The sequence below is a fragment of the Weissella diestrammenae genome, from assembly GCF_014397255.1.
In the GTDB taxonomy this organism is placed as follows: Bacteria; Bacillota; Bacilli; order Lactobacillales; family Lactobacillaceae; genus Weissella; species Weissella diestrammenae.
Genome location: NZ_CP060724.1, coordinates 1,311,728 through 1,335,887, shown reverse-complemented (window position 1 = coordinate 1,335,887; position 24,160 = coordinate 1,311,728). Strand labels below are relative to the sequence as shown.

Sequence of the window (24,160 nt, the reverse complement as noted above, 5' to 3'; positions counted from 1 at the left end):
TATGGCAACTTTTCCTGCTCAATCAATCGTTTAATGTGAGAGATTTTTGGTTGCCTCTCGTACGGCCAAATTTGATAATAAGGGGTGTTGCGCAATAAAAGTAGTCACCCATTGGGCATCAGTCTTGGCATACTCTCGCAATGCCCAACCAATTGCTTTTTGAATAAAAAACTCGTCCGTTTGAATGTCATTTTCTATTGCAGTGCTCAAATAAACTAAATCTGTTTTTTCCTTAAATTGTAATTGCAACGTAATCGCAATCCGACGTCCCCAAAAGCTATCATGCGTCAAATAATATTGCGACCAATACGCCCAAATTTCTGGTTGATGTCTTAAAATCAAACCAATTATTTTACGTAATGTATCAATTGAATCCCACCAAGGATGATCGTCAACAAATTGACTAATTTCATCCAACGTTTGTGCCCCTAATCGGCGATAGTTATGCACTAGAATATCCATTGCAATTAGTTGGTATTCACGCTCCGGCCGTTGCCAATAACCATTCACTTGCTCTAAAATAAGGGCCTCAGACCATGATCGACTGGCCTTGAGTAACGGTTTTGATAACGTTCGTCGTTCTGGCGTTTTCACCCCTAAAAATCTAAAATTTCCCTTCATATAATTTTCCATCGGAATAATATTTTCAGGATGGGTTGGTAAAACCAGTTTATTCATTGATTCAAATCTCCTAAATCTATACATATCATTTGTCATTTATTTTAACATGTTAATTTTTAGGTGTTGACCGGCTTGCTACTAAAAAAACCGAGTGCCTGGAGGCTGACTCGGTTTTCTCAAGAACATTGCTGTTCTCCGCATAATTTAGAAATGTAAATCGAGGCATGTCATGTCTACATGTAACCGTTTACATTACTAATGTACCACTATCTATATAGATGTCAATGCTTAAAATAATTTACATACATACGTACTAAAGCAAGAAAAAAATATTCATCCCCTATAGCTCCAAAGATTCTCTACCGTGTTAATCTTTCCTCGTGTTGATACTGAATCGGTAACCACGACAAAACCCGGTCAATCTGTTGATTCCAATAATACCATTCGTGCTTTCCTGGCCCTTTCTCATAGACAATATCATATTGAAGCGCTTTTAGTTTAGGTACCAAAATTTCATTCGTTTCTAGTAAAAAATCTTGTGTTCCAATCCATGCGAATAGCTTGGGACGTAGCACCTCCCTTTGCGCTAATGCCAACAAATCATTTTCAGAATCTTCAAAATGAGTCAAATCGCCAAACACACCTCGCCAATACTGACTAATTTGCGGACTCGACTTTTCTGATAACAAGCGTCGATAGGGTTCAATTTCCCCACCAACTAATGCCCCAGACAATGACGCAGCGTAACTATACCTTTGTGTTGTGAATGCAATTTTAAATGCACCATACCCCCCATTGATAAGCCGACAATAAAATTCTTCTCTCTCTTTTTGGATATTTGCGGAAATAACGTTGCAATTTTTTCTGGTAATTCATTTGCTATGGCATCATAATAGTTCATACCATACGTTGTATTCGTATACCATGCCATATCCGTCGCTGGCATCACAATGGCGACACATGTTCGTTCGACAAGCCGTTCAATATTCGTTCGCCGCGTCCATGTCGTCTGATTTTCAGACATGCCATGTAGTAAGTAGATGACTGGTATATCATTCAACATATCGGGTGTCCACAGCGGGTTACGATCTGATAATTCTGGTAAAATAACAACCATTTCACGTGCCATATGTAAAACTTCTGAATAGTAATTGACTGATAATAGTGCCACAACAAGCCTCCCTTGATGTAAATCATATAATTAGAAGTAGTGTACACCTTGAATACAGAATCAACCAATGATTCAACTTATCATCAAGTATACGAACAATTAACGGCATACAAATTAACCATGTCACCCGATTCTCATCTAGTGCTAATTTGTTTCAATCTAGATCACGATTTTCATCAGAATGATTTTTTTCATATGTATATTTAAATATAATAAGGAATAATTGACGAGATTAAAGCATACATAGAACATCAACAATGTTACAATAAGCTCAACATATTAAAAAAACATTAAGGAGCTTAATCATGGAAAAATTCTGCCAAAGTTGTGCTATGCCTCTAACAACCGATAATCGAGGCACTAATCAAGATGGTACATTGAGTAATACTTACTGTCATTACTGCTTTCAAGACGGTCAATTTACTCAGCCTGATTTATCATTTGAAGAAATGCTGGTTATTGGAAAAAAGGGCCTTGACGCCAATGAAATGTCAGCGATCAAAAAATTCATTCTAAAAGCATCTTATCCAATGATGCTTAAAAAAGTTAGCCGTTTCAAATAATTTTTGGGATTGACTGTCCATGTTGAAAAGTATCACTGACAATTGACTTTTCCAGCAATCATTTCTGAAAATTATCGATTAAAAAAGAAAATAAATCACCAATTAAGTAATAAAAAGCAACTTGAACCGGTTTAAACATCTACCGGGACTCGAGTTGCTTTTCTTAGTTAGTGATAATACAATATTCAATTCAGGCCTATCTTATTGATACTTAGGAGAGTGCTGCCCATCGTAAATTACTCATCCTGATGGGCACATCCCCAACATAGATATCTTTTTCACCATATCCGCGAACAAGTCCAGAAATAACTTCTGGGAGTAGTTGATTCTCCTGTCTTTGAGTTTGAATTTGCACCGGTGATTGGTTTAAATAAGCAGTATACAAGACGCTGCCAATGGCCATCATCGACATGGCTGGAATTTGTTTTTGACTTTTCATGGCTTTTCAAGCTTTCTGTCATTCAGACTATTTATTTGCAATCTCAACTATTTCAACGTGCATATGTATAGTTAGATTTAACCTAATTCATTATAGATTAAACTTAATTTGTTTGCAAACTAACTTTATCAACTTATTCTAACGACTGCCCATGATTTAAAACAACATTATCCCGCCAATAACAATAAAAAAATAGAGTAAATACTGAGTTAATTGTTTGGGGTTAACATATTTGACGGTTAATTCAGCAAATACCGCCACAATCATTAAGCCCGGAATCAGACGTAACAAAGTCCAAAAAACTGTTGCATCCCATAATCCAGATAAACCTTGTCCAATAATAATCACCAGACCAACAATACCAAAGTACGTTTGTAAATTAGTCCGTAAATATTCAGGCGACCAGTTCTTCAAACGGCCGTATATTGCAATTGGTGCACCATGCGTATTAATAGCACCACCCAAAAAGCCCGAAACCACACCAACAAATACACTTGATAGCCTGATTTCTCGATCAGACACTAATTTAGGCATCAGGTTAATCACCCCATAAAAAATGAGCAACAGACCTATCCCCTTTTTTAATAGCACCACATTTCCAAATTTCAAAAACAACAGTCCTATCGGCACACCAAAAACGGCACCAATGAGTAGGCGCCAAATTAAATGGCCATCAATTAATTGATAATTCTGAAACATCGTTGGCAAAGCCAACACAAAGCCAATAATACCAATGATTGCCATCGCATGTTGTGGATTATATGCCAATAGTAGCAATAACGGTGTAGTCACCAAAGCTTCCCCGAAACCGAAAACACATCTCACAAAGGCACCTAATAAAAAAATAAGATAAATTAACATACGTAAATCATACCATTCACCAACCAAATAAATATTTTGGTTCTTTTTTATTATGCTGTATTCTGACTTACTTCGTATTCAGAAATTGTAGCTCTAACCATCGCCTACCTCTCGCGATAGCATTTAAAACATGAAATCCATAATCGCCGTTGATAATAACAAAAAGAATCATTTAGCACGTTTTATGCTAAATGATTCTAACAAGAAAATTCATTTTAGATTTTGATATTTATTCTACGTATAAGAACTTCATTCACGTCAAAAACTAAGTCCATTCTGAGTATGAAACATTTTGAATATCACATAGATTTTGCTCTGGAATTAATTTCTGTAGCTCCGTTGCATATAAGCCATACATAACGCCGGTAAATGTATTCGTAACCTCGGGCGCCAAGAACAAACTTTCTGCAATGCCCATATCAATCATATTCCCATTAATTAACGCACCAAACTTATAATCCGTTGAATCTGAAATTAATTTTAATGCGATATTGTCTGTGCTATTAATTGGCACCTTTTTGATAATCGTGTCTAGATACCCAATTGTTCTCCTAAATATAAGATAATAGTCACCTTGCTCTTTAACGATGCCTAAATCATAGTGGAACCTTTTTGACATATAAACGGTGAGCCCAGATTCAGAATCGCCAGTAGCTGATTGATTAATTGCTAGATTAATTGATAAATTCGTATTAAACTCAGTCTGTCTAAATCCTACAAATGTGATTGAATCATCTGTTGATAAAGAATTTGTCGCATTATTTAAGGCAAGTCCCCGGCTAGTGAATGAATAATTTTCAAAAACTGGATTTCTCAGATAAACCCAATTTTTAGGTATCATATTTGTCTGAGTAAAATCAATATTAAAACTGTTATTTTTTTCTTGTTGCTCATTCGTCAGCATGCCTTCCATAACGGTATTAACTGCTCGACTATTAATAAATGTCGGCCACCCTTCTTCGTCCCATTTTAACGGCACAAGCATCGTTTCGCGGCCTAAATGATGATATTTTGAATGGCCTCTTTGTGCCCGGACACCCAAACATACAATCCAAGGGCGATTATTTTGATCAACAATTAGGTCGGCATGGCCTATACATTGAAGGGTATTTTCGATACTTCTGTTCGAAAGAATTGGATTATCCTTATATGGCATGTATGGTCCATTCACATCTTGACTTCGGAATAATGTCACCATATGTGCATATTCCGTTCCACCTTCAGCCAATAAAAGATAATAGTATCCATTTAGCTTATAGATATGTGGTCCTTCAGGGGAAGCACCCCCTGTACCTGCACAAATTAATTTTCTTTCAGATAATAAATTACCATTTTCTAAATCAATTTGTGCCTGATAAATTCCTGACACCTCATCTGTAAAGAAATTCTCGGTACCTTGAATATAGACCTTGCCATCATCATCAAAAAATAGTGACGGGTCGATACCACCCCATTCTGGTACAAGAATTGGTACTGACCAACCTTCATATGGATTCGAACTACGAATAAAGAAATTTTCTCTAGTTGCTGCATTCGTCACAATCACATAAAACATACCTTCATGATAACGAATCGTTGGCGCAAATATGCCACCAGATGATGGACTTCCCGTCAAATCAACTGCACTTTCATTTTCCAAACAATTACCAATTTGTGTCCAATTAACTAAATCAGTGCTATGAAACAACGGAATTCCCGGTGTATAACCAAACGATGAATTAACCAAAAAATAATCATTTCCTCGCTTACAAATACTTGGATCCGGGTAAAAGCCTTTGATAATTGGATTCGTATACGTTTTTATAGCCATTTTCTAACCTCTTATTCAGCATTACGGACATCTAAATCTGACATAATTTGAGGATAAATTTTATCTAAATCGTAGAAATACAAAATAACCATCTGCAAGACACTAAACGCCATTGGTACCCAGATATATAAGAATTTAATTCCCTCAATTGCACGGTCTGATTGAACCGCCGTTCCACTCTTATAACCAAAGTATGCAAGGCACCAACCTACAATTGCTGTAGCCAAACCGGCACCAACCTTCAATCCAAAGCTAGATGCACTAAATACAAGTCCCTCTGTCCGGACACCTGATTTCCACTCACCATATTCAACGGTATCTGATAAGAACGCATATGATCCTGCGCCCAACATACCACCACCAATACCTAAAATAATACTTGCAACAATAATTACAATTGGACTTGTCAAATCAATCAACATCACAAGTCTTCCAATGACAGCAATTCCAGATCCTGCCATGACGACATTTCGCTTACCAAATCGTTTAACCAATGGCGCACAAGCTATGGCAAGCACCAGAACACTCGGGATACGTGAAGCAATTGAAATCACACCAATGAATTCTGCATTTTTCATGACGTATGTTGTGAAATACAAGGCAACACTGCCACTAATTCCCATATTTAAGAAAGCCATAATTAAAAGAATCGTAATGAGCACCCAATATTTATTAGAGAACAGTGCCTTCAAGCCTTGTTTCAAAGGCACATTTTCATTAGATTTCTTTGCCTCTGTAACCCGTTCAGTACTTGCAAAAAAAGTCCAGAAATATAAGAAGATTGCGATTACACCAAAGATAATGAAAGTAATTAGCCATCCCATCTTTCCATTACCAAAAGCCTTAACCATTGGTAATGTAACAGTAAGCACAAGCAAGCTGGCAATCGTTGACACGACTGTCCCAATAATATTCAACAACGCACGTTCATATTGATTTTTGGTCACTAAGGCCATTAATGTCGTTGCAGGAATCGTGATAGCTGTGTAAATTAAATTAACTAACACGTATGTCACCGTCACATAAATGAACGTTCCTGATGGCCCCAAGTCAGGCACAGCGAACAACATCATAAAACTCAGCCCAAATGGTATAGCCAACCACTTGATCCATGGCCGAGCTTTTCCATATTTTGATTTTGTTTTATCAACAATAATACCCATCACAATATCCGCACCACCATCAAGAATTCTGACAAATAACATCATCGTTCCAATGGCAACTGCTTCCACGCCAATCACATCAGTGTAAAAGAATAAAATATATGATGTCAACGCGGTCCATAACAAATTACCGCCAAATCCGTACGCGCTAACTCCAATTCGCTCTCGCCATGACAACGAGACTTCGAGCCCGCTATTCTGTTGTTCGTTTTGAACTGCCATAATACCTATCAATTCCTTCATAAAAATAAATTTTGAAATGAAAACACAAATTTGTAAGCGCTTTCATTACAAAAAATATAATATCATTTTTATTTTGAATGTTTAATACCTTAATTCTCTTAAAATAGTCCCTAATCCCGACAATCAACAGACTGGCTCCAATTGCTACTCACTAATCATTGAGAAAAAACATCCCTCACTTCTTTCTTCTTGCTGAATTACATTTTGCCTCTAGCAATGACGCGTTAAATACGCCCATAATAGAATAGTGCACATAAATTTATCAAGAATACTTAACAAATTTATAGTTACTGCTGATAAATTGAGATTGATAATCAGTTGGCATACTCAACAAGATATAAAAAATTACTACAAAAAAAAACACAACTCCTTAAATGCCTATCTAAAAGCATTTAAGAGGTTGTGTTTTTAATATGAGATGCCATCGACAGGAATCGAACCTGCACGGGAATACTCCCACATCGACCTGAACGATGCGCGTCTGCCAGTTCCGCCACGATGGCAATCAATAACATAATCAACTATATCAAATTTTGATGTTATCGTCTATGTTAAGTTAGTCATCAATCTCATTGTCTAGCCTACATTTTACTTAATTCAAATCTTGAATTTCTTCAAATTTTGCCCGCATGGTTGGATTATGGCGTGTTAATTTTTTTACACTAACGTCATCTAATTTGTTATTAGCGAGTCGAAGCTGATTTTCCGAGGTCGTTAATGACCGTTTGACTGCTTCCATTCGAGCAATTGCTTTATCAATTTCATCAATTGCACTTTTAAAGTTTTTCGATGCACTCATATAATTCTTACCAAAGGCATTCTTAAAACTCGTTAAGTCTGTTTCAAAATTAGTAATATCAACATTTTGCGATTTAACTTGTTCTAATTCTTTCTTTGCTGCGACCGTATTTAATGCTGCGTTTCGCAGAACGCCAATGAATTGAATCAAGAATTGTGGTCGAATGACGTACATTTTTTCATAATCGGTTACTTGCACAATTCCGGTATTATATAAGTCACTATCTGCTTCTAACATTGATACTAATACCGCATACTCTGTCTTCTTTTCTAATCGATCTTTATTTAATTCTTTAAAGAAATCCGCATTCTTATGTTTAGTTGCCGTTGTATCGGCCTCATTTTTCATATCAAACATAATACTGATAAATTCAACATTATCTTGTGACTCCCTAAAAATAAAATCACCTTTCGAATTTGTTTCAGATAATTCATTATCTTTTTCAAAATAAGCATTCGGAAAAGCAAATGGTTTAATTTTGTTAAATTCATTTAACGCATATTGCTCTAGACTTTCACCAATTTCTTTAGTCGATTGACGCGCTTTAAAATCTTTATAGAACTCAACCTGTTCATTAGCCGCTTTCAGCCGCGCCTCATATTCAGTCTTTAACGTTAGAACCATTTGTTCCTTTTGGGCCAATTCGTCATGAACTGCTGTGTCTTTTTTCAACAATTCATTCTCTAATTCAATTTTGTTATTTTGTTGAAGTGTTTCAATTTTTTGTTGTAAACGCTCAATTTCTGATTGCTGTTTGCTAGCAGTTTCTTTGAAATCTGCCTCTTTTTGAATTAATTGATTTTTTACTTCTGACGCATTTTTTTGTTGAACAATCTCAATTTGTGCTTTTAATGCCTCAATCTCTGTTTGTCGATTATTTAATTCATCTTTTAAAGTTAATTCTTTTTGTGCTAGTTGATTTTTAACCTCAAGTTCATTTTGTTGATTTTGCACATCCAACGCAATTTTTGTCTGCTTGTCTTGCTGGACCTGCCACTCGTCTTTTGCTTGGACGAGCTTATCATCAACAATTTGTGCAATTTTATCACTAATAATACTAGTATTGATGTTTTGTTCGTCTGTTAAGTCAATTATGTCGCCTTGTTTAGCATCTTGATCTAAAATTAGCTCCGTTTGTGAACCAATATGAAAATTAATTTTTGACATTTGTTTTTCTCCCCTTATTCCCATTATTATATCAAATCATTTTCTTCGCTAATAAAATTCCATTGCATTAGTTGACAGTATTTGAACATCATTTTTTTCTTCCCCACAATATGATAACCTTAACTAGTGAGCAATAACACAATATAAATTTTCGACTCAAACAGATTCGAAATGACCATAATTAAAACACAAAATATAATATACAACCATAGCAATAATTTATTTATTAGAAATGAGGTAACGTATGATTACAGCAGTCATCATCGCCGGTGGATCAGGTAAGCGAATGGGACAAAATATTCCAAAACAATTCATTACTATTAATGACAAGCCAATTATTATCTATACGCTCGAATCATTTGAAAATCATCCGTTAATCGATGAAGTCCTAGTTGTTGTTAAACAAGGCTGGGAAGAAACGCTATTAAGCTATCTTGAAAAATACCAATTATCCAAAGTTAACCATGTTATTGCTGGCGGTGATACTGGTCAGCAATCAATTAATCATGCCGTACAATTTCTTAAGCCAATCAGTAATCCAGATGATATTATTGTCATTCATGATGGTATCCGGCCACTCGTTGATGACTTTGTACTCTCTGACGTTATTGTCAAAGCGCAAACGTATGGTAATGCTGTTTCTTCACTCCCATATAATGAACAAATATTTATCAAAGATACTGATGATACAACTTCAAAATATATTGATCGCAATACGCTACGTCGGGTAATGACCCCACAGGCCTATCATTTCGAACAATTAAGCAATAGCTATGACGAAGCTATCGCCAAAAACATTGGCATGAGCGACTCTTCTTATACGAACACAATGATGGCCGATTTAGGGCATACACTCAATTTTGCAGCTGGTTCTGAAAAGAATATTAAGCTGACAACGCCCGATGATTTAGAACTTTTCAAAGCATTTCTAAAAATGAAAGAATAGGCACCCTATGTTAATAGATAATCAACAATATTATCATGAACTTGAACTCATTAATCGTTTGCCATTAACGTGGTCAGAAATTGATCATCACACCTTCTTGATTGCTGGTGCCAGTGGTCTCATCGGCTCATATCTCGTTGATTTATTAATGCAACGCAATATCACGCAATCAGCCCAAATCACGATTATCGCCGTTGGTCGTAACTATGATAAATTAGTCACTCGTTTTAGTCATTATATGAATACGCCTAACTTTTCGATTTTAGCCACTGACATTACAAATCCGATTACTCTCAATCAAAAATCTGATTACATAATTCATGCGGCAAGTAATACACATCCTAAGGCATATGTGACTGATCCAATTGGCACAATTATGACGAATATCGTCGGTACAAAAAACATCTTAGATTATGCTGTTAAATCAGCGGCCAAACGAACATTATTTTTGTCTTCAGTCGAAATCTATGGTGAAAACCGTGGCGATACACAAAGCTTTGATGAACAATATTTAGGCTATATTGATAGCAATACTTTACGAGCTGGCTACCCTGAAGCCAAACGTGCCAGTGAAAGTTTAGTTCAAGCTTATATTCAAAAATATCAAATTGATGCAATTATCCCCCGACTTAGCCGAACGTTTGGCCCTTCAATGCTGATGACCGATTCCAAAGCTGCCTCTCAATTCATCAAAAATGCGATTCATCAAGAAGATATCGTTCTTAAAAGTGATGGCACACAATTATTTTCATATACTTACGTTGCTGACGCTGTCTATGCGCTACTCTACCTATTAACAAACGGCGTTAGTGGCGAAGCCTATAACATCGCTGACTCCACCTTTAATATTCAACTTAAGGATTTAGCCAAAAAAATTGCAAATGTAGCGCACCAGTCCGTCATTTTTGATTTACCAGACCAGGCTGAACAAAAAGGATTCTCTAAGGCACACACTGCCATCATGTCCTCAAATAAAATCAACGCGCTTGGCTGGCGACCACTTTTTTCACTCGATACAGCTATTCAACACACAATCGATATTTTAAAAAATCAAGCGTAACATAAAAAAGATGTTTTTCTTCCAAATTTGGTTTCTCAATTGAGAAATCGCCTTAGAAGTTAAACATCTTTTTTATGGTTATTTTGTTAAAGTTGCAAAACTAAATTGTCGTGACCGTAAATTATATTTACTACTATTTGAGCCAGTATATCGCTGCATTAATTCAGCCATCACTGGTTGAAATTTGTCAGCCGCTTCCTTCGTTACCCACGTTGTGAGTATCGCATAGTCAAAACTATTAGGCACTTGCAATAAATAAAAATTAATGAGACCTTCTTGCTGACGTTGTAGCTTCGCAAAAGCGGGTGCCCGCCGGATAAATGATTGTGCTTCATCATCATTTAAAGTCAAATATTGCCACTGCATCATACCGCGTAAATCTTCATCAGGTATCAATTGCATTAGAACTTCATACGTTGTACCCGCTACAAATAAATTAGTCGATTGCGCATTTAATTCAATCAATTGAAAACGATTAGGATCTTTCATATCGACTGTCAAAAAAAGACGTCGGTCTAAATGTGCTGCTTGAATTGTCTTTAATACCTCACGTGAACCAAAGGTTGTATGAATGAATTGTGTCATCGTTATCCCCTCCGTTATCATTTAAACCAAACTACTAAACATAATGATCATTGCAATCGTATTATTCATGAAATGAGTCAGCATTGAATACTGAATTTGATGCGTTTTCTTATAAACAACTGCTAAAATAATGCCCATAATTGAATATTGGATAAAAGCAAACCATTGAAATGATTGTAAAGCAACATGGAAATAGCCAAATGCAACCCCTGAAATGAGAACATTTGTCCACCACCAACCACTGTCCTTAAAGAAATAATTCATCACGATTCCACGAAAAATTAATTCCTCCAATAATGGCGCTAATACGATTGCTAATAAAATTAAAAATACACGCGCACCGAGACCTTGTGTGGCCATCTGGTTGAGTGCTACCTGATTATCCGCTGTTTCAATATGTTGTGTCATCGCAGTTTGAAGCATTGCTAAAACAATACTGCCGGCAATGATTAAGCCATAACCTTTAAATACCCAGGCAACTTTTGAACCAACAAGTTGGTGTAAGCGTGTTTTTGGCGCTTTAATGCGAACGAATTTGAGCATTATTTGAACTGCAATCACCAATAAGACGAGAAATACAATGACTAATGTTAAGATTGGTAGCCATGAGTTTTCCTTGATATGCAATAGTTTTGCGGGTGTTTTTAATGCCAATAGACCAGCCGTTTGGATAAAAATATCGAATGCTAACCCAATAATCACAAAAATAAATCCAAATCCAGCACTAATTCGCCAATTCGAGTTTTGATTAATCACTGATTTCTTGCTCCTTTTTTGTTTCTCTAACATTAGTATACGCTATCACAAATGTTATTAACGTTGATAACAAAATAAATAGGAGTAAAAACCCGAGAATGGTCCCCCACATAGGTAGTCCTAGCCACCAAACTAAAACACTCCAACCAAAAAACAAACCCATTGTTACAAAACTTATTAAAATCAGCCAGATTTTATTCATGATCATCCAATACAAATTGCTGTAATATCTCAGCTATTGCCCCCTCATTATTACTCTTCTTGGTGATTAACTGCGCAACAGATTTAATGGGTTCGATGGCGTTTTGAACTGCAACCCCTAAACCAGCAGCATCAATCATTGACTTATCATTGGCGTTATCCCCCACTGCCATGATTTCTGACTGTTGAATTCCCAATAGTTCACCAAGTTGAAGGGACGCACTTCCTTTATCCACACCTTTGGGATTAAATTCAACATAGCGATTTGATGAATAAGTAGCAACCACATTTTCGGCACCAACAGTATCACTCACTTCGGTCATAATGACATCACGCACTGCTTGATCTGGGTGTTCAAAAATGACTTTCATAATCGGCGCTTCTGACTTCAAAAATGATAGATCTGTTGTATCCACTAATTGATATGGCACATGTCGTTCAGCCATATATGCTTGATCAGTTTCAGAAATATTATAAATAAATAACTGGTCGACGGTGTAAATATGGACATCAATCGCTGAATTTATTTTAATACCTGCGGAAAATATTTTTTGAGCCAAGTCAAACGTCATCGCACGAGTGGCAATCACTCGATTCCCCTTATTTTCAACAATGGCACCCCCATTGTATGAAATAACGTATTGTTGTGCCTGATCTTTTAAGCCTAGTGTCTCCAATAGTGCCTGAACCGACTTAAATGAGCGCCCAGTATTTGGAACAAATTTAAAGCCTTGACTAATAGCCTGTTTAATCGTTTTAATATTATCGGGATTAATTGACCCATCATCATTCAACAATGTTTCATCTAAATCGGATACCAACATCTTATAAGTCATCGCATTCTCCTCAATGAAATTATTACTTTCATTATACTAAAAAAGTATTTTCAAAACAGATTTCTTGAAAATACCTTATCTCATTTCTATAATTGGCTTGCTGAATCAGCATCCAAAATGACTGTTACATTTGCATGCTTTTGCAAAATAGACGCTGGCACATTTTCTGTCACTGGGCCATTAATCATTGATGCTACTGCGGCAGCTTTATTTTGACCATATGCAACAATCAAAATTTGTTTAGCATCCATAATTGACTGAATGCCCATTGAATAGGCTTGCTTAGGCACTTCATTTTCATTATCAAAAAAACGTGCGTTTGCTTCAATCGTTGATGCAGTTAATTCAACTTCATGTGTTGTTGAATCAAATGGGGTACCGGGTTCATTAAATCCGATATGCCCATTTTGTCCCAACCCAAGAATTTGTAAATCTCGTGGATATTCTGCCAAAATTGCATCATACTTTTTAGCCTCGTCTGCACCATCAGGGTTCAACCCGTTAGGAACATAACTTGCTTTAAATGGTTTCTTCGAGAAAAAATGCTTATCCATGAAATAGCGGTAACTTTGGGGATGTGTGCCAGAAATGCCTTTATATTCGTCAAGGTTAATCGAGATTTTATCAGAAAAATCCAAATCACTTGCCGTAATTTGATCATAAATCGAAATTGGCGTTGATCCAGTCGCTAATCCGAAAACGTTTGCACCCTGAGCTAACGCATCCGCAAATATTTGTTGTCCTAAACGGCCACCAGCCAATTGATTTTCAACAATTTTAATATCCATAATAATGTACCTCTCTTTATTGGTATAGACCAATTATACACCATCCGCGGCTTTTTGAAAAGATACTCTCCTTTTGTTCATTTAAATTGACCAAGCCGATCAGTCAAATTTAATGACGTGTGCTAAAACTATCAACCTTTATGGATCACACTGTTAATCATCAAAACGCCTCAATCAACCATTATTAATTATGAATTTAAAAACCAATATCCAAGTAGATAAATCCCGTTTAAGATTACGAGAGTCAGAATATGACGCCAACGATTTAAGACCAGTAATGCAATAAATTCTCATAAACTAGCATTTTGCAAGATATATAATGGTGTTCTACCACCAATACCTTGGTAATTAAATCCAAAACATCTTGCCAAAGCAACTGCTCTAAAGACGTGGTATGAATTAGTTGCAATTGCAATATTTTTCATGCTCGTTGGCAATTTCTGTGCTTAATATACCAGGTTTTGATACGTACTTTTCCTGTCTTGTTCAAGTATGGTATTTGTGATATCAAAATGATGTGCTTGAGCCCACGCTCTCACCGTTATCGACGAATTTTATAAATTATGTGCTACCCGCTTATAAACGACAAAATTATTAATTATCATACTTGGAACACTTAAAATGCCTAACAGAAATATGCCCAGGATCATCATCGCTATGAGGATGATTGGTGTTTTTAAATATGTCATATCTTGACCTAAGATAGCACTCGTAAAAATGAATTGGATTACTAGTAAGTTAAAACTACTCCCGACTAATAAGCGTCTAGCTTCCAAATAATAAACAGCTAAGAAGATAAATAAATTAATTCCTAGCATACTCATTAAAAGGATATTAAATAAATTATTCATAATATGCCTGCGCTTTCTGTTCATTTACTTCACTATTTTTTACCAAAGTATCTAAAGGAAGTTCATATGCTGTAAAACAAAAGCACCTATTTGGCTAATAATGCCCGAATAAGTGCTTTTAAGTAACAGCCTATGATTTCTTATTTGACTTCATTTTCCTGTTCTAACGCTGCTTGCTCTTGTGCGAATAGGATTTTATCGTAATGCGCAGCGAATGGGAAATACACGGCTGTTGACATGACAAGCGTAATTGTTTGCCAAACTGCCATTTTCCAACCACCGATTAAGAAACCTGAAATAATTGGTGGTGTCGTCCATGGTGCTGCAACACCATTAAGCGGTGGAACGATGCCCGACCAAATCACGAGATAAGTTGTTAATGCAACAATTACTGGTGTTAGGAAGAATGGAATGGCTAACATTGGATTCAAAACTAACGGTAAACCAAACAAAAATGGTTCGTTGATATTAAACAATGCTGGGACAGCTTCAATTTTTCCAATTGAACGGAGTTGTACCGATCGTGCCCGCCATAATGTAAAGACAACCAATCCAATTGTGATTCCAGAACCAGTCAAATTAATAAAATTATTATAGAACTCATTTGTTACAATGTGGGCACCATGATCCAAAGTTAACTTTCCCGCCTTATACAAGGCAGCATTATCAAATGTATTTGGAATCAACAAACCTGATGTAATGGCTCCCATGATAAGCCCACCATGCACACCAAAGAACCAGAAGAATGGTACCAAGAATGCGATAATCAAAGCCCCTGGTAATGAGTCAGAAATGTTTTGGAGTGGCATTTGAATTAGGCGATAAATTTCACTAAGCAAATCTGTTGATAATACTTTGTCAAAGAAGGCATACACTAACATGCCTACCGTAATAATAATTCCAGCTGGAATCATGGCCGTAAATTGACCCGCAACATTTGAAGGTACTTGATCAGGTAATTTAATTGCCCAACCTGCTTTTAACATTTTTGAATACGACCAACCCACTAGGATACCAATCAAAATTGCCCCAATCATACCTTGACCACCAAGCCAAGATGTATTAATAACACCACCCACATCAGACTTCAAAAATGTCTGCACCACATGTGGTAATTTATCAATCTCATTCGTATAACTGTACAAAGCGCCACCTTTAGCCGTTGCGGCAATTAATGGATTTTTTACTGCCAAATGTTGCAACAGCAAAAAGACAGAAAATGACGTTAGTCCGGCCGGTAGTGCTTCGTAGCCCTCATCACGAACATAGCAATAAGCAATTCCAATCGATGCCCAGACTGCCAAAATACCAAACGAGACATTATTCGCCTGAGAAAAGAAAGCAGCCCAGCCAGAATCTGCGAGAACTTTGGCCAAAGGCGGATATGGAATATTTGATAGGATCAAGAAAATTGACCCAATAATGATGAATGGCAAGGCATAAACCATCCCATTTTTGAGCGCATTCATCGGCTTGGTATTAACCACCTTCATTATCGGCGTCAATACATGCTGATTCAACCATGTTTCTTGCGTCGTTTCATTCATAATTTTGCTCCTATTCATTAAATTAATACACAATTAGCCCACCATTTTTTGCAGGTTATATTTTATATTTACGCGTTTATCGCGTCCCTCGCAAGCGTTTTCATTATCTATTGCTAATTACTTCACATAAAAAATATATTTGGTCTAAATGCCTCATTGTTAGGTCTTAAAGATCCAAATTATTGCCATTATCTGCCAAAACCTTTTGCAACCAATAAAATGACTTTTTGGGTACCCGCTTTAAGTCTTTCAAATCATGATTTGTTCGATTGACATACACGACACCATAGCGCTTTTCCATATCAGCATGTGAGCTCGGAATATCGATTAACCCCCATCCCAAATAACCCAGAACTTTGGCCCCATCAACGAACATGGCATCTTTCATCGCCTGAATATGCGATTGATGATACGCAATTCGATAATCATCAACTACCATATCTTTGCCGTTCCAAGATTCTCGCCAACCAATCCCATTTTCAACAGGGAAAATTGGTACACCATAGCGAGAAAATAACGTGGCAATCACATTTCGAAAACCTAATGGATCAATGGTCCACTGCCATTCATTCGCAGTCAAAAAACGGTTTTTTTCATTTCCAAAATTTAAATATCGATTTGGTGCTGCGTCTGAAGGAATCTTATCAGCATTAATCGTATCTGTTCGGTAGTAACTAAAAGCTAAAAAGTCCGCCTTTTGTGCTGATAAAATCAGCTCATCACCAGCTTGAAAGTCCCAGTCAATATGATGATTAGCTACATATTGCATGACCTCATTAGAATATCGACCATTCGCAAAAGCCGAATTTAAATTATGATTCAAAAATTCATCAATTTGTCGATTGGCAAAAACATCTTCTGGCTTGGAAGTAGCTGGATAACATGCTGCAAAAGCCAACATGCCACCAATTTTTAAATCAGAGTAATTATCATGAATAAATTTATCGACCTGTGCATGGGCCAACATCGTATGATGAAAAATTCGATACATATCTGATAAACTACGATTACCATGCATATAGCCTGAGATTTCAAATACTTCGTCTGTAAAATATAGATTGTGTTCATTAAAAGTTAGCCAGTACTTGACTTTGTCAGCGTACCGACGAACGACCATCTCTGAAAAACGAACGAAAGCTGCCATGACGGTTCGAGATATCAACCCATTATATTTTTCGGCTAATTTCAAGGGCATATCAAAATGGTACAAACAAATCATTGGTTCAATTTGTCGCTCTAACATTGCATCAATTAAGCGATCATAATACGCCAATCCCGCTTCATTAAAATTGCCATCACCATCTGGACAAACTCGTGACCATGATATTTGGACCCGATACATGTTCATATGCATCGTCTGCATCAAATCCAAATCTTCTTCATATCGATGATATTCATCAATTGCATCATGCCAATTCATTGTTGTAGCCGTTTCGGGTCGAATATCATAGACTGATAACCCTTTACCATCTTCTTGCCATGCACCTTCCGTTTGCATTGATGATACTGAATTACCCCAGAAAAAGTCACGAGGCATTTGCTCTTTTCCCATTATTCACTCCTTCTTTTCACTACCGTCAATCAAGTACCGCGCCATTCGATTGAATCACTTGTTGATACCATGCAAACGAATCTTTTCGATAACGCATGCCGGTCCCATGTCCCAAATCGTCAAGGTCAACATAAATAAACCCATAACGTTTGGCCATTTCGCCCGTTGATGCTGACACAATATCAATGCCTGACCATGGACAATAGCCAATCAATGGGATTTTATCCAATACAACTGCTTTTTTCATTGCTTTGATATGATCTCGAAAATAGGCAATTCGATAATCATCATGTACTGACCCATCCGTTTGTAATTGATCGTATGCGCCAAAGCCATTCTCAACGATAAACATTGGCTTATGCCAACGGTCCCACATCCAATTCATGGCGTAACGTACGCCAACTGGGTCAATTTGCCAACCCCAATCTGATTTTTGCAAATAAGGATTATCTCCATGATTTTTCTCCTCATCATAAAACAGCCATTCATCTCCCGTATCTGTTACTGTCCATGACATATAATATGAAAATCCAACGAAATCAACCGGATATTCAGCTATAATTGTTAAATCCTCGTCAGTATAATCAATGGCTAAGTCTTTATGCTGCCAATAACTCAATAACCAATTAGGATATTTACCGGTTGCATGTACCTCACCCCAATAATACCGATTTTGCATTGCACGTTCGGCCATCATAATATCTTCTGGTTTCGAAGTCGCCGGATAAACAGGGTTGAAGGCTATCATGCAGCCAATCTGCAATTCAGTATTAATCTCATGCGCCAACTTTGTTGTTAAAGCTGACGCAACAAGTTCATAGTGCGACGCTTGATACATGAGTCGTTCTGCTTGGTCGGATGGATAGTCTTTTAGGCCTGAATTTTGTAACATCGGATGGCTATCTTGCCATGCCATCTGATTGTTGATTTCGTTGAATGTCATCCAATATGTGACACGATCCCCATAACGACGTAAAACTACCTCAGCAAAATTTAGCCAAAAATCAATTAATTTTCGATTACGCCATCCACCATATGTTTTCACAAGATGATATGGCATTTCAAAATGTGACATTGTCAGTACTGGTTCAATCTCATGTCGCAACATATCATCAATCATGTCATCGTAAAATTTAAGTCCTGCTTCGTTTGGTTCACTTTCATCACCATTGGGGAAAATTCGCGTCCAAGCAATCGATGTTCGAAAAGCTTTAATCCCTAATTCAGCCAGCAGTTTAAAATCTTTCGGATAAGTATGATAAAAATCTATTCCACGATGATTAGGGTAATTGCCATTCGGCAATACGTCATCCGTCACGACCCGTCGACCACCCGTTTGAATCTTTTTATTTTCACCAGCAAGCATGACGTCAGCAATGGAAACGCCTTTACCGTCTATATCCCAAGCACCCTCCAATTGATGTGCCGCAACGGCAACGCCCCACAAAAAATCATCTGGCATCTGATATTCTGTCCGCATGTCATTCCTCCTTTTACAATGATCAATTAGAACTCTCATATGAACACAATTGTTCATCTTCTACATTAGCGAATAACTGCGCCAAAAAAGCTCAAGAATCATGCCTTTCTTGAGCTTTTTTTATGTTTTTTTAGCTGTCTGTTATTGTATGCAGACGAAATGATTGCCATGGTTTCAATTGTTGCAACAATGGCAAATCACTCGGCCTGATTCTACCAACGACGTTATGTTGTTGGCCTATATTTGGCCGTGTCTTTAACGCAATTTGGGTTTCATTTTGATACTGTCCAGCATTGGAATTACCCACTGTAATATCACCAATATCAATATCATTGGTTTGCCGTGGTTCATTCAGTTGATTTCGATAAACAATCCGGGTCATAGTTGAACGAATCATATAGCCCGAATAATCCCCTCGATACATATGCGTTGACTCTAAAATAATTTGTTTTTCCAATGTCGTTGCATTATCATTAAAAGTAACGGTTAAGCTAGGTAGCGGCTCGAAATAAGCTGACGCGACAGCCTTCAAGTCTTCAATATCAACTAACGAACTCGCAATTAAGATATCATCAATCACCCCCAACATTTTTAACCACCGCACTTGCGTTGAAATAGGCATCATGCGCTGTATTTCGGCGCTAACCATTAAATTTGAATTGGGCCATGGTCCCACAGCCCCAGATGCTGTATCCACAAATGCGGCCGTAGTTAGATGATACTTTTTATATTGTTGTGCAGTAGCAATAAAATATTGACTATCCAATCCCGTAAATGACTGTGGATAAAAATTATGCGAACCCATGATAGCTGCCGCATTTGGGCTGAAATCCTGAATCAAGTCAATATAATGCTGGCCTCTTGAAATATTCAATTCAATCTTAATCCCATATGGATTTTGCGTCATTCTTGCCTCTTCCATACCTGTGAAACCTTCATCTAATCGAATCGCTTTCGCTCCGATTTGGTCAAACAGTGCCAAATCTTGATAACTAATATTTAACTTATCAAATAAAACCGGGCTAATATCAATTGTCGTTTCCATATACAATTGATTGCCGTAATGGATAATCTCCTGATATTTATCTAAAGTCTCTTGGGGATTGTCTGCAACTTCCAACATCGACGTGAAAATACGCCGATAACCTAAATCTGCGGCCTGTTTCACATACGTTTTCATTGCCGTCATAGTCATTTTAGATGGATAAATGGCGATTCCTAAGCTCATAGGCGACCTCCTTCTTAAAAATACAGTTTTCTTATAATATGAGCGTTCTCGCCTAACTTTGCTCTAACTTGACTTCATCATTATCCATGACCTTGACGAAAGGTAGATAAAGTAAAACATCAATAATAATCAAGACGATTTGTAAGACCGCCCCCGAAATATGTGACCCAGTCGCAAGAAAACCTGACAATACTGGTGGCATGACCCAAGGAATAACGATACCAACTGTGGCATGCACCAACCCAGTAGACATTGCAATAAAGGCAATAATCGCATTGACAACCGGCGCCAAAACAAATGGAATAATCAATTTGACATTCAAGACGACCGGTACTCCAAACATTGTTGGTTCATTAATATTGAAAATACCAGGTGCTGTAATCAATGGCTTCATCATTTTTAACTTAGCTGACTTCGCAGTGATTAGAATGGCAATTACCAAGCCAAAGGTTGCCCCACCGCCACCTAAATACACAAACATATCCATAAACGGTTGTGTCACGATATGCGGCATAACAGCATTGGGATTGGCTTCATAAACTTTCAAATTTTGCGCCATCATTCCCAGCCAAATTGGTGACATGATAGCCCCTGTGACATTACCGCCATGCACACCAACGAACCAAAATAATGACGTTAAAATTGTCACCACTAACGCACCCGCTAAGGAACCACCAAATGCCGTCAAAGGTTGCCCCAACAATACTTGCAAAATTTGGTGAATATTATGGAATGGTGTCGCAGCTAATAAGGCATAAATACCACCCCAGCCAACAATAATAACTGCCCCTGGGATTAATGCTGCAAATGATGCAGCAACTGCTGGCGGTACACCGTCGGGCATTTTAATCTGAATATTTCGTTTAACAAAAATAGAAAATATTTTTGTTGAAACTAGAGCGACTAGAATAGCAGCAAACAAACCAGCTGCCCCCAAATAGCCAAATGATATTCCTGTGGCATCCTTAGTAATTAAATCTGGTGTAACTAAGATAAAACTAGCCAGAGACAAAATCCCGGCTGAAGTTGGATCTACTTTTAATGATTGCGCGTAACGATAAGCGATACCAAAAACCGAAACAACGCCCATCAGTCCAAACGTCGCATTGACGACCTTGACTAACCAATCAAACGCACCGGTATCCATTAACCAATTCTTAAAAGCATCAATCGCAAAGCCATTAGCCAATAACATGGCTGCTGAGCCAACAATAATTAACGGCATTGCCATAGCTATTCCGTCGCGAATAGCTGTTAATGGTTTATTATTTGCTAACTTAGCACCTAATGGTGTTAAATATTTTTCTAAAAATGTTGTAATACGCATCATATTGCTATACCTCCCCTAATATTGGACTAATAGGTCCTAAATTCAGGATAATGTGAATTCTTTGCGAAAGTAAGCGTTTTCATTGAATTTTTTGTGAAGTTTATTTCATATTTTCATACGTTTTCATCCAACAACATTGAAACAACTAACGCTTCCCATAAAAACATCAACAAGTTTTTCGACAATCCTATATTTCCCTAATTATTTAATATGCCCTTCTATATATGCTACAATGTAAAATGTAAGCGTTTACACATTAAAATAGAAAGGCTCTCCTATGGCAAAATCATCAGTTGAATTATTAGATAGTCTGCCCACGCGCGCCAAACTATTCTTCAATTCCTGTGGTGTTAAGCAAACATTCCCTTTTGACACCTTTGAACACACACCAAACCAAAATTATGTCATTCAATTTATCCAGTCTGGCGAAGGTTATGTTTTTTTTAATCATCAGCGCTATCAACTCAGACCCGGCACTTGTTTCCTAGTAGCGCCCGGTGATTCGATGATGATTTTATCAAGTTTAAATCGACCGTTAACTTACGGTTGGTTGTCATTTAGTGGCACAGATGTCCAACATATCGTACAAAATCAGAAATCATTTAGCCCAAATTATATTTTTAACTCCGTATGGCTTGAAACCTATGTAACACTGATTGATCAAGCACTCAAATTTGATAAATCACCGCAACCATCCCAACAAGATTTAGATTATTTGATGACTAATTTCATCAATACTTTCATCACTGATACGCTTGAAAATGAGCTTCAGCCTTTGTCAGTAACTTTTTCATCTTATGCACAACAAGCACAACATTTCATAGAACAGCATTATTGTGAAGACATTTCAATCGCTAATATTGCAGACGCCATCAAAATTGACCGTTCCTATCTGTCTCGCCTCTTTCACGATCAATTTGGTATGGCGCCAAAATCTTGGCTAATTGGTATTCGTTTTAACCGTGCATGCCAATTACTCCAAAAAACCAATCTTTCGATTGCACAAATCAGCGATCGTACTGGCTTTAACAGCCTTTGCGTATTTAGTCGTGCTTTTTCCAAAATATTTAACATGACGCCAAGTGACTATCGAAAATTATCCGGTGAATTCGCACAAAACCAACATCAAACACTTACTTTGTCCGAAACACTCATTTAGTTAACAAAAAAATAGGTTACTTATTACCTGCCGACCGGCAGGTAATAAGTAACCATTTTTATCATATATATTATTAAACTGATTAAATTTTGAAATTTTTCATATCATCTAGTTACTAATATTTGTTCATCAGCTATCCAACAATTAGTCATTCATGAATCTCAAGTGGCAAGCCATCTGGGTCTGTAAAAAAAGTCATTCTTTTATTTGTATAATCATCAAGCCGGACTGGCTCAGTCAAAATGCCTTTAGCATTAAGTAATGCGACAGTTTCAGGTACTGAATCAACTCTGAAGGCTAAATGTCGCAAACCCAATGCTTCTGGATAACTTAACCGCTTTGGTAAATTACTTTGAATAAAAATTTCCAATTCTTGCTCTCCAAAGCGTAAGTCCAACTTGATATCCTGTCTATCTTTTCTAATGTGCTCACGAATAATTTCAAACCCTAATTTGTCCACATAAAAATCAATCGTCGCATCATAATCGGATGCATTAATCGCCACATGATGTATATATTGAAATGCCATAATTACCTTCCTTAATGTTGACTAATATCAATTATTTTAATCATTTAATTAACCCATGTACACTCTTTTTTCATACAAACCTAGTGATCGCGACAAATTGATTCGTGATCAGTATATCGGCATGCATCAGAACTGATAAGTATATCCTTAAAAATCAACAACCAATTTACTTGAAAATTTGAATGAGATTTTATCCTCAAAGCATACCATCAATTATCTTCTATGGCTAAAAATAAATATGTATATTAATTTATTTTTTAATAAAAACAACATCGAATTACATTCTATTGTTATACTTTTAAATGAATGCATATCTTTTTTTTCTGAAATGATTGTTTTATTGGGTCATATTGGATTGATTTGATTTACAGAAAACGGCCTGTTTCAGATTCCAGATTGAACATGCCTGGCAATCCCATTCTTTATCCTCATAACCAATTATATATCGATTGAAGATTTAAATAAGTTAAGCAAT

Annotated in this window: 22 protein-coding genes, 1 tRNA gene and 1 pseudogene; 4 read left to right on the top strand and 20 right to left on the bottom strand. The window is 36.9% G+C overall.

The genetic code is table 11. From position 1 onward, the window contains the following. Positions 1 to 30: 30 nt before the first annotated feature. Together H9L19_RS06555 and H9L19_RS06550 are read right to left on the bottom strand one after the other, a co-directional pair. Complete coding sequence (locus H9L19_RS06555) at positions 31 to 678, bottom strand: DNA alkylation repair protein (RefSeq protein WP_187528875.1); 648 nt, start codon at positions 676 to 678, stop codon at positions 31 to 33. A gap of 302 nt (positions 679 to 980) precedes the next feature. Next, positions 981 to 1,792, bottom strand: a pseudogene (locus H9L19_RS06550) (alpha/beta hydrolase). Positions 1,793 to 2,097: 305 nt separating this feature from the next. On the opposite strand from H9L19_RS06550, the gene H9L19_RS06545 reads away from it, so the two are divergent. Next, positions 2,098 to 2,355: a zinc ribbon domain-containing protein gene (locus tag H9L19_RS06545; protein WP_187528874.1), complete on the top strand. Its 258-nt coding sequence runs from the start codon at positions 2,098 to 2,100 to the stop codon at positions 2,353 to 2,355. A gap of 211 nt (positions 2,356 to 2,566) precedes the next feature. Here the strand turns inward: H9L19_RS06545 and H9L19_RS06540 are convergent, their stop codons facing one another. The 6 genes from H9L19_RS06540 to H9L19_RS06515 form a co-directional block, all read right to left on the bottom strand. After that, the gene (locus H9L19_RS06540) at positions 2,567 to 2,794 is read right to left on the bottom strand and encodes a hypothetical protein (RefSeq protein WP_187528873.1); all 228 of its coding nucleotides are present in this window, start codon (positions 2,792 to 2,794) and stop codon (positions 2,567 to 2,569) included. Positions 2,795 to 2,950: 156 nt separating this feature from the next. Then, a complete protein-coding gene (locus H9L19_RS06535) occupies positions 2,951 to 3,586 on the bottom strand; it encodes a TSUP family transporter (RefSeq protein ID WP_243198145.1) in 636 nt (211 codons plus the stop codon). Between the two features lie 334 nt (positions 3,587 to 3,920). After that, positions 3,921 to 5,465, bottom strand: a complete 1,545-nt coding sequence (locus tag H9L19_RS06530; protein WP_187528871.1) for a glycoside hydrolase family 43 protein — start codon at positions 5,463 to 5,465, stop codon at positions 3,921 to 3,923. Between the two features lie 11 nt (positions 5,466 to 5,476). Beyond that, positions 5,477 to 6,850: an MFS transporter gene (locus tag H9L19_RS06525; RefSeq protein WP_187528870.1), complete on the bottom strand. Its 1,374-nt coding sequence runs from the start codon at positions 6,848 to 6,850 to the stop codon at positions 5,477 to 5,479. 440 nt (positions 6,851 to 7,290) lie between these two features. After that, positions 7,291 to 7,374: transfer RNA gene (locus tag H9L19_RS06520), tRNA-Leu, on the bottom strand. Between the two features lie 89 nt (positions 7,375 to 7,463). Beyond that, positions 7,464 to 8,837 carry a DUF2130 domain-containing protein gene (locus H9L19_RS06515; protein ID WP_187528869.1) on the bottom strand — a complete coding sequence of 458 codons (1,374 nt, stop codon included), beginning with the start codon at positions 8,835 to 8,837 and terminating at the stop codon, positions 7,464 to 7,466. A gap of 244 nt (positions 8,838 to 9,081) precedes the next feature. Here H9L19_RS06515 and H9L19_RS06510 point away from each other — a divergent pair, with 244 nt between their 5' ends. After that, positions 9,082 to 9,783 carry an IspD/TarI family cytidylyltransferase gene (locus tag H9L19_RS06510; protein ID WP_187528868.1) on the top strand — a complete coding sequence of 234 codons (702 nt, stop codon included), beginning with the start codon at positions 9,082 to 9,084 and terminating at the stop codon, positions 9,781 to 9,783. Between the two features lie 7 nt (positions 9,784 to 9,790). Continuing rightward, the gene (locus H9L19_RS06505) at positions 9,791 to 10,843 is read left to right on the top strand and encodes an NAD-dependent epimerase/dehydratase family protein (RefSeq protein ID WP_187528867.1); all 1,053 of its coding nucleotides are present in this window, start codon (positions 9,791 to 9,793) and stop codon (positions 10,841 to 10,843) included. Between the two features lie 78 nt (positions 10,844 to 10,921). On the opposite strand, the gene H9L19_RS06500 is transcribed toward H9L19_RS06505, so the two are convergent. The 11 genes from H9L19_RS06500 to H9L19_RS06455 all read right to left on the bottom strand — a co-directional run bounded on the left by H9L19_RS06500 (position 10,922) and on the right by H9L19_RS06455 (position 21,997). After that, the gene (locus H9L19_RS06500; RefSeq protein ID WP_187528866.1) at positions 10,922 to 11,428 is read right to left on the bottom strand and encodes an antibiotic biosynthesis monooxygenase; all 507 of its coding nucleotides are present in this window, start codon (positions 11,426 to 11,428) and stop codon (positions 10,922 to 10,924) included. A 21-nt stretch (positions 11,429 to 11,449) separates the two neighbouring features. Then, the gene (locus tag H9L19_RS06495) at positions 11,450 to 12,184 is read right to left on the bottom strand and encodes a CPBP family intramembrane glutamic endopeptidase (RefSeq protein WP_243198144.1); all 735 of its coding nucleotides are present in this window, start codon (positions 12,182 to 12,184) and stop codon (positions 11,450 to 11,452) included. A 194-nt stretch (positions 12,185 to 12,378) separates the two neighbouring features. Next, positions 12,379 to 13,221, bottom strand: a complete 843-nt coding sequence (locus tag H9L19_RS06490; protein WP_187528864.1) for a Cof-type HAD-IIB family hydrolase — start codon at positions 13,219 to 13,221, stop codon at positions 12,379 to 12,381. An 86-nt stretch (positions 13,222 to 13,307) separates the two neighbouring features. Beyond that, complete coding sequence (locus tag H9L19_RS06485) at positions 13,308 to 14,009, bottom strand: glucosamine-6-phosphate deaminase (protein WP_187528863.1); 702 nt, start codon at positions 14,007 to 14,009, stop codon at positions 13,308 to 13,310. Between the two features lie 290 nt (positions 14,010 to 14,299). Next, entirely contained in the window at positions 14,300 to 14,434 is a 135-nt protein-coding gene (locus tag H9L19_RS08410; RefSeq protein ID WP_276509294.1) for a YdcF family protein, read from the bottom strand. A gap of 129 nt (positions 14,435 to 14,563) precedes the next feature. Then, the gene (locus H9L19_RS06480; protein WP_187528862.1) at positions 14,564 to 14,884 is read right to left on the bottom strand and encodes a hypothetical protein; all 321 of its coding nucleotides are present in this window, start codon (positions 14,882 to 14,884) and stop codon (positions 14,564 to 14,566) included. 116 nt (positions 14,885 to 15,000) lie between these two features. Continuing rightward, positions 15,001 to 16,407 carry a PTS sugar transporter subunit IIC gene (locus H9L19_RS06475; protein ID WP_187528861.1) on the bottom strand — a complete coding sequence of 469 codons (1,407 nt, stop codon included), beginning with the start codon at positions 16,405 to 16,407 and terminating at the stop codon, positions 15,001 to 15,003. Positions 16,408 to 16,573: 166 nt separating this feature from the next. Continuing rightward, positions 16,574 to 17,959: a glycoside hydrolase family 1 protein gene (locus H9L19_RS06470; protein ID WP_187528860.1), complete on the bottom strand. Its 1,386-nt coding sequence runs from the start codon at positions 17,957 to 17,959 to the stop codon at positions 16,574 to 16,576. A 25-nt stretch (positions 17,960 to 17,984) separates the two neighbouring features. After that, entirely contained in the window at positions 17,985 to 19,439 is a 1,455-nt protein-coding gene (locus H9L19_RS06465; RefSeq protein WP_187528859.1) for a 6-phospho-beta-glucosidase, read from the bottom strand. A gap of 130 nt (positions 19,440 to 19,569) precedes the next feature. Further along, positions 19,570 to 20,667: a DUF871 domain-containing protein gene (locus tag H9L19_RS06460; protein WP_187528858.1), complete on the bottom strand. Its 1,098-nt coding sequence runs from the start codon at positions 20,665 to 20,667 to the stop codon at positions 19,570 to 19,572. A gap of 52 nt (positions 20,668 to 20,719) precedes the next feature. Then, entirely contained in the window at positions 20,720 to 21,997 is a 1,278-nt protein-coding gene (locus tag H9L19_RS06455; protein WP_187528857.1) for a PTS sugar transporter subunit IIC, read from the bottom strand. A 277-nt stretch (positions 21,998 to 22,274) separates the two neighbouring features. On the opposite strand from H9L19_RS06455, the gene H9L19_RS06450 reads away from it, so the two are divergent. Beyond that, positions 22,275 to 23,156 (top strand): AraC family transcriptional regulator, encoded by an 882-nt coding sequence (locus tag H9L19_RS06450; protein ID WP_187528856.1) that lies wholly within the window; start codon positions 22,275 to 22,277, stop codon positions 23,154 to 23,156. 148 nt (positions 23,157 to 23,304) lie between these two features. On the opposite strand, the gene gloA2 is transcribed toward H9L19_RS06450, so the two are convergent. After that, a complete protein-coding gene (gene gloA2, locus H9L19_RS06445; protein WP_187528855.1) occupies positions 23,305 to 23,685 on the bottom strand; it encodes an SMU1112c/YaeR family gloxylase I-like metalloprotein in 381 nt (126 codons plus the stop codon). Positions 23,686 to 24,160 lie beyond the last annotated feature (475 nt).

Bases quoted from the DNA above. Each gene is read 5' to 3' on its own strand.
- H9L19_RS06490 (WP_187528864.1), bottom strand. From the start codon at position 13,221: ATGACTTATAAGATGTTGGTATCCGATTTAGATGAAACATTGTTGAAT.
- H9L19_RS06505 (WP_187528867.1), top strand. From the start codon at position 9,791: ATGTTAATAGATAATCAACAATATTATCATGAACTTGAACTCATTAAT.
- H9L19_RS06530 (WP_187528871.1), bottom strand. From the start codon at position 5,465: ATGGCTATAAAAACGTATACGAATCCAATTATCAAAGGCTTTTACCCG.
- H9L19_RS06555 (WP_187528875.1), bottom strand. From the start codon at position 678: ATGAATAAACTGGTTTTACCAACCCATCCTGAAAATATTATTCCGATG.
- H9L19_RS06470 (WP_187528860.1), bottom strand. From the start codon at position 17,959: ATGGGAAAAGAGCAAATGCCTCGTGACTTTTTCTGGGGTAATTCAGTA.
- H9L19_RS06485 (WP_187528863.1), bottom strand. From the start codon at position 14,009: ATGGATATTAAAATTGTTGAAAATCAATTGGCTGGTGGCCGTTTAGGA.
- H9L19_RS06455 (WP_187528857.1), bottom strand. From the start codon at position 21,997: ATGATGCGTATTACAACATTTTTAGAAAAATATTTAACACCATTAGGT.
- H9L19_RS06540 (WP_187528873.1), bottom strand. From the start codon at position 2,794: ATGAAAAGTCAAAAACAAATTCCAGCCATGTCGATGATGGCCATTGGC.
- H9L19_RS06465 (WP_187528859.1), bottom strand. From the start codon at position 19,439: ATGCGGACAGAATATCAGATGCCAGATGATTTTTTGTGGGGCGTTGCC.
- H9L19_RS06510 (WP_187528868.1), top strand. From the start codon at position 9,082: ATGATTACAGCAGTCATCATCGCCGGTGGATCAGGTAAGCGAATGGGA.
- H9L19_RS06480 (WP_187528862.1), bottom strand. From the start codon at position 14,884: ATGAACAGAAAGCGCAGGCATATTATGAATAATTTATTTAATATCCTT.
- H9L19_RS06460 (WP_187528858.1), bottom strand. From the start codon at position 20,667: ATGAGCTTAGGAATCGCCATTTATCCATCTAAAATGACTATGACGGCA.
- H9L19_RS08410 (WP_276509294.1), bottom strand. From the start codon at position 14,434: ATGAAAAATATTGCAATTGCAACTAATTCATACCACGTCTTTAGAGCA.
- H9L19_RS06525 (WP_187528870.1), bottom strand. From the start codon at position 6,850: ATGGCAGTTCAAAACGAACAACAGAATAGCGGGCTCGAAGTCTCGTTG.
- H9L19_RS06475 (WP_187528861.1), bottom strand. From the start codon at position 16,407: ATGAATGAAACGACGCAAGAAACATGGTTGAATCAGCATGTATTGACG.
- H9L19_RS06515 (WP_187528869.1), bottom strand. From the start codon at position 8,837: ATGTCAAAAATTAATTTTCATATTGGTTCACAAACGGAGCTAATTTTA.
- H9L19_RS06450 (WP_187528856.1), top strand. From the start codon at position 22,275: ATGGCAAAATCATCAGTTGAATTATTAGATAGTCTGCCCACGCGCGCC.
- H9L19_RS06500 (WP_187528866.1), bottom strand. From the start codon at position 11,428: ATGACACAATTCATTCATACAACCTTTGGTTCACGTGAGGTATTAAAG.
- H9L19_RS06545 (WP_187528874.1), top strand. From the start codon at position 2,098: ATGGAAAAATTCTGCCAAAGTTGTGCTATGCCTCTAACAACCGATAAT.
- gloA2 (WP_187528855.1), bottom strand. From the start codon at position 23,685: ATGGCATTTCAATATATACATCATGTGGCGATTAATGCATCCGATTAT.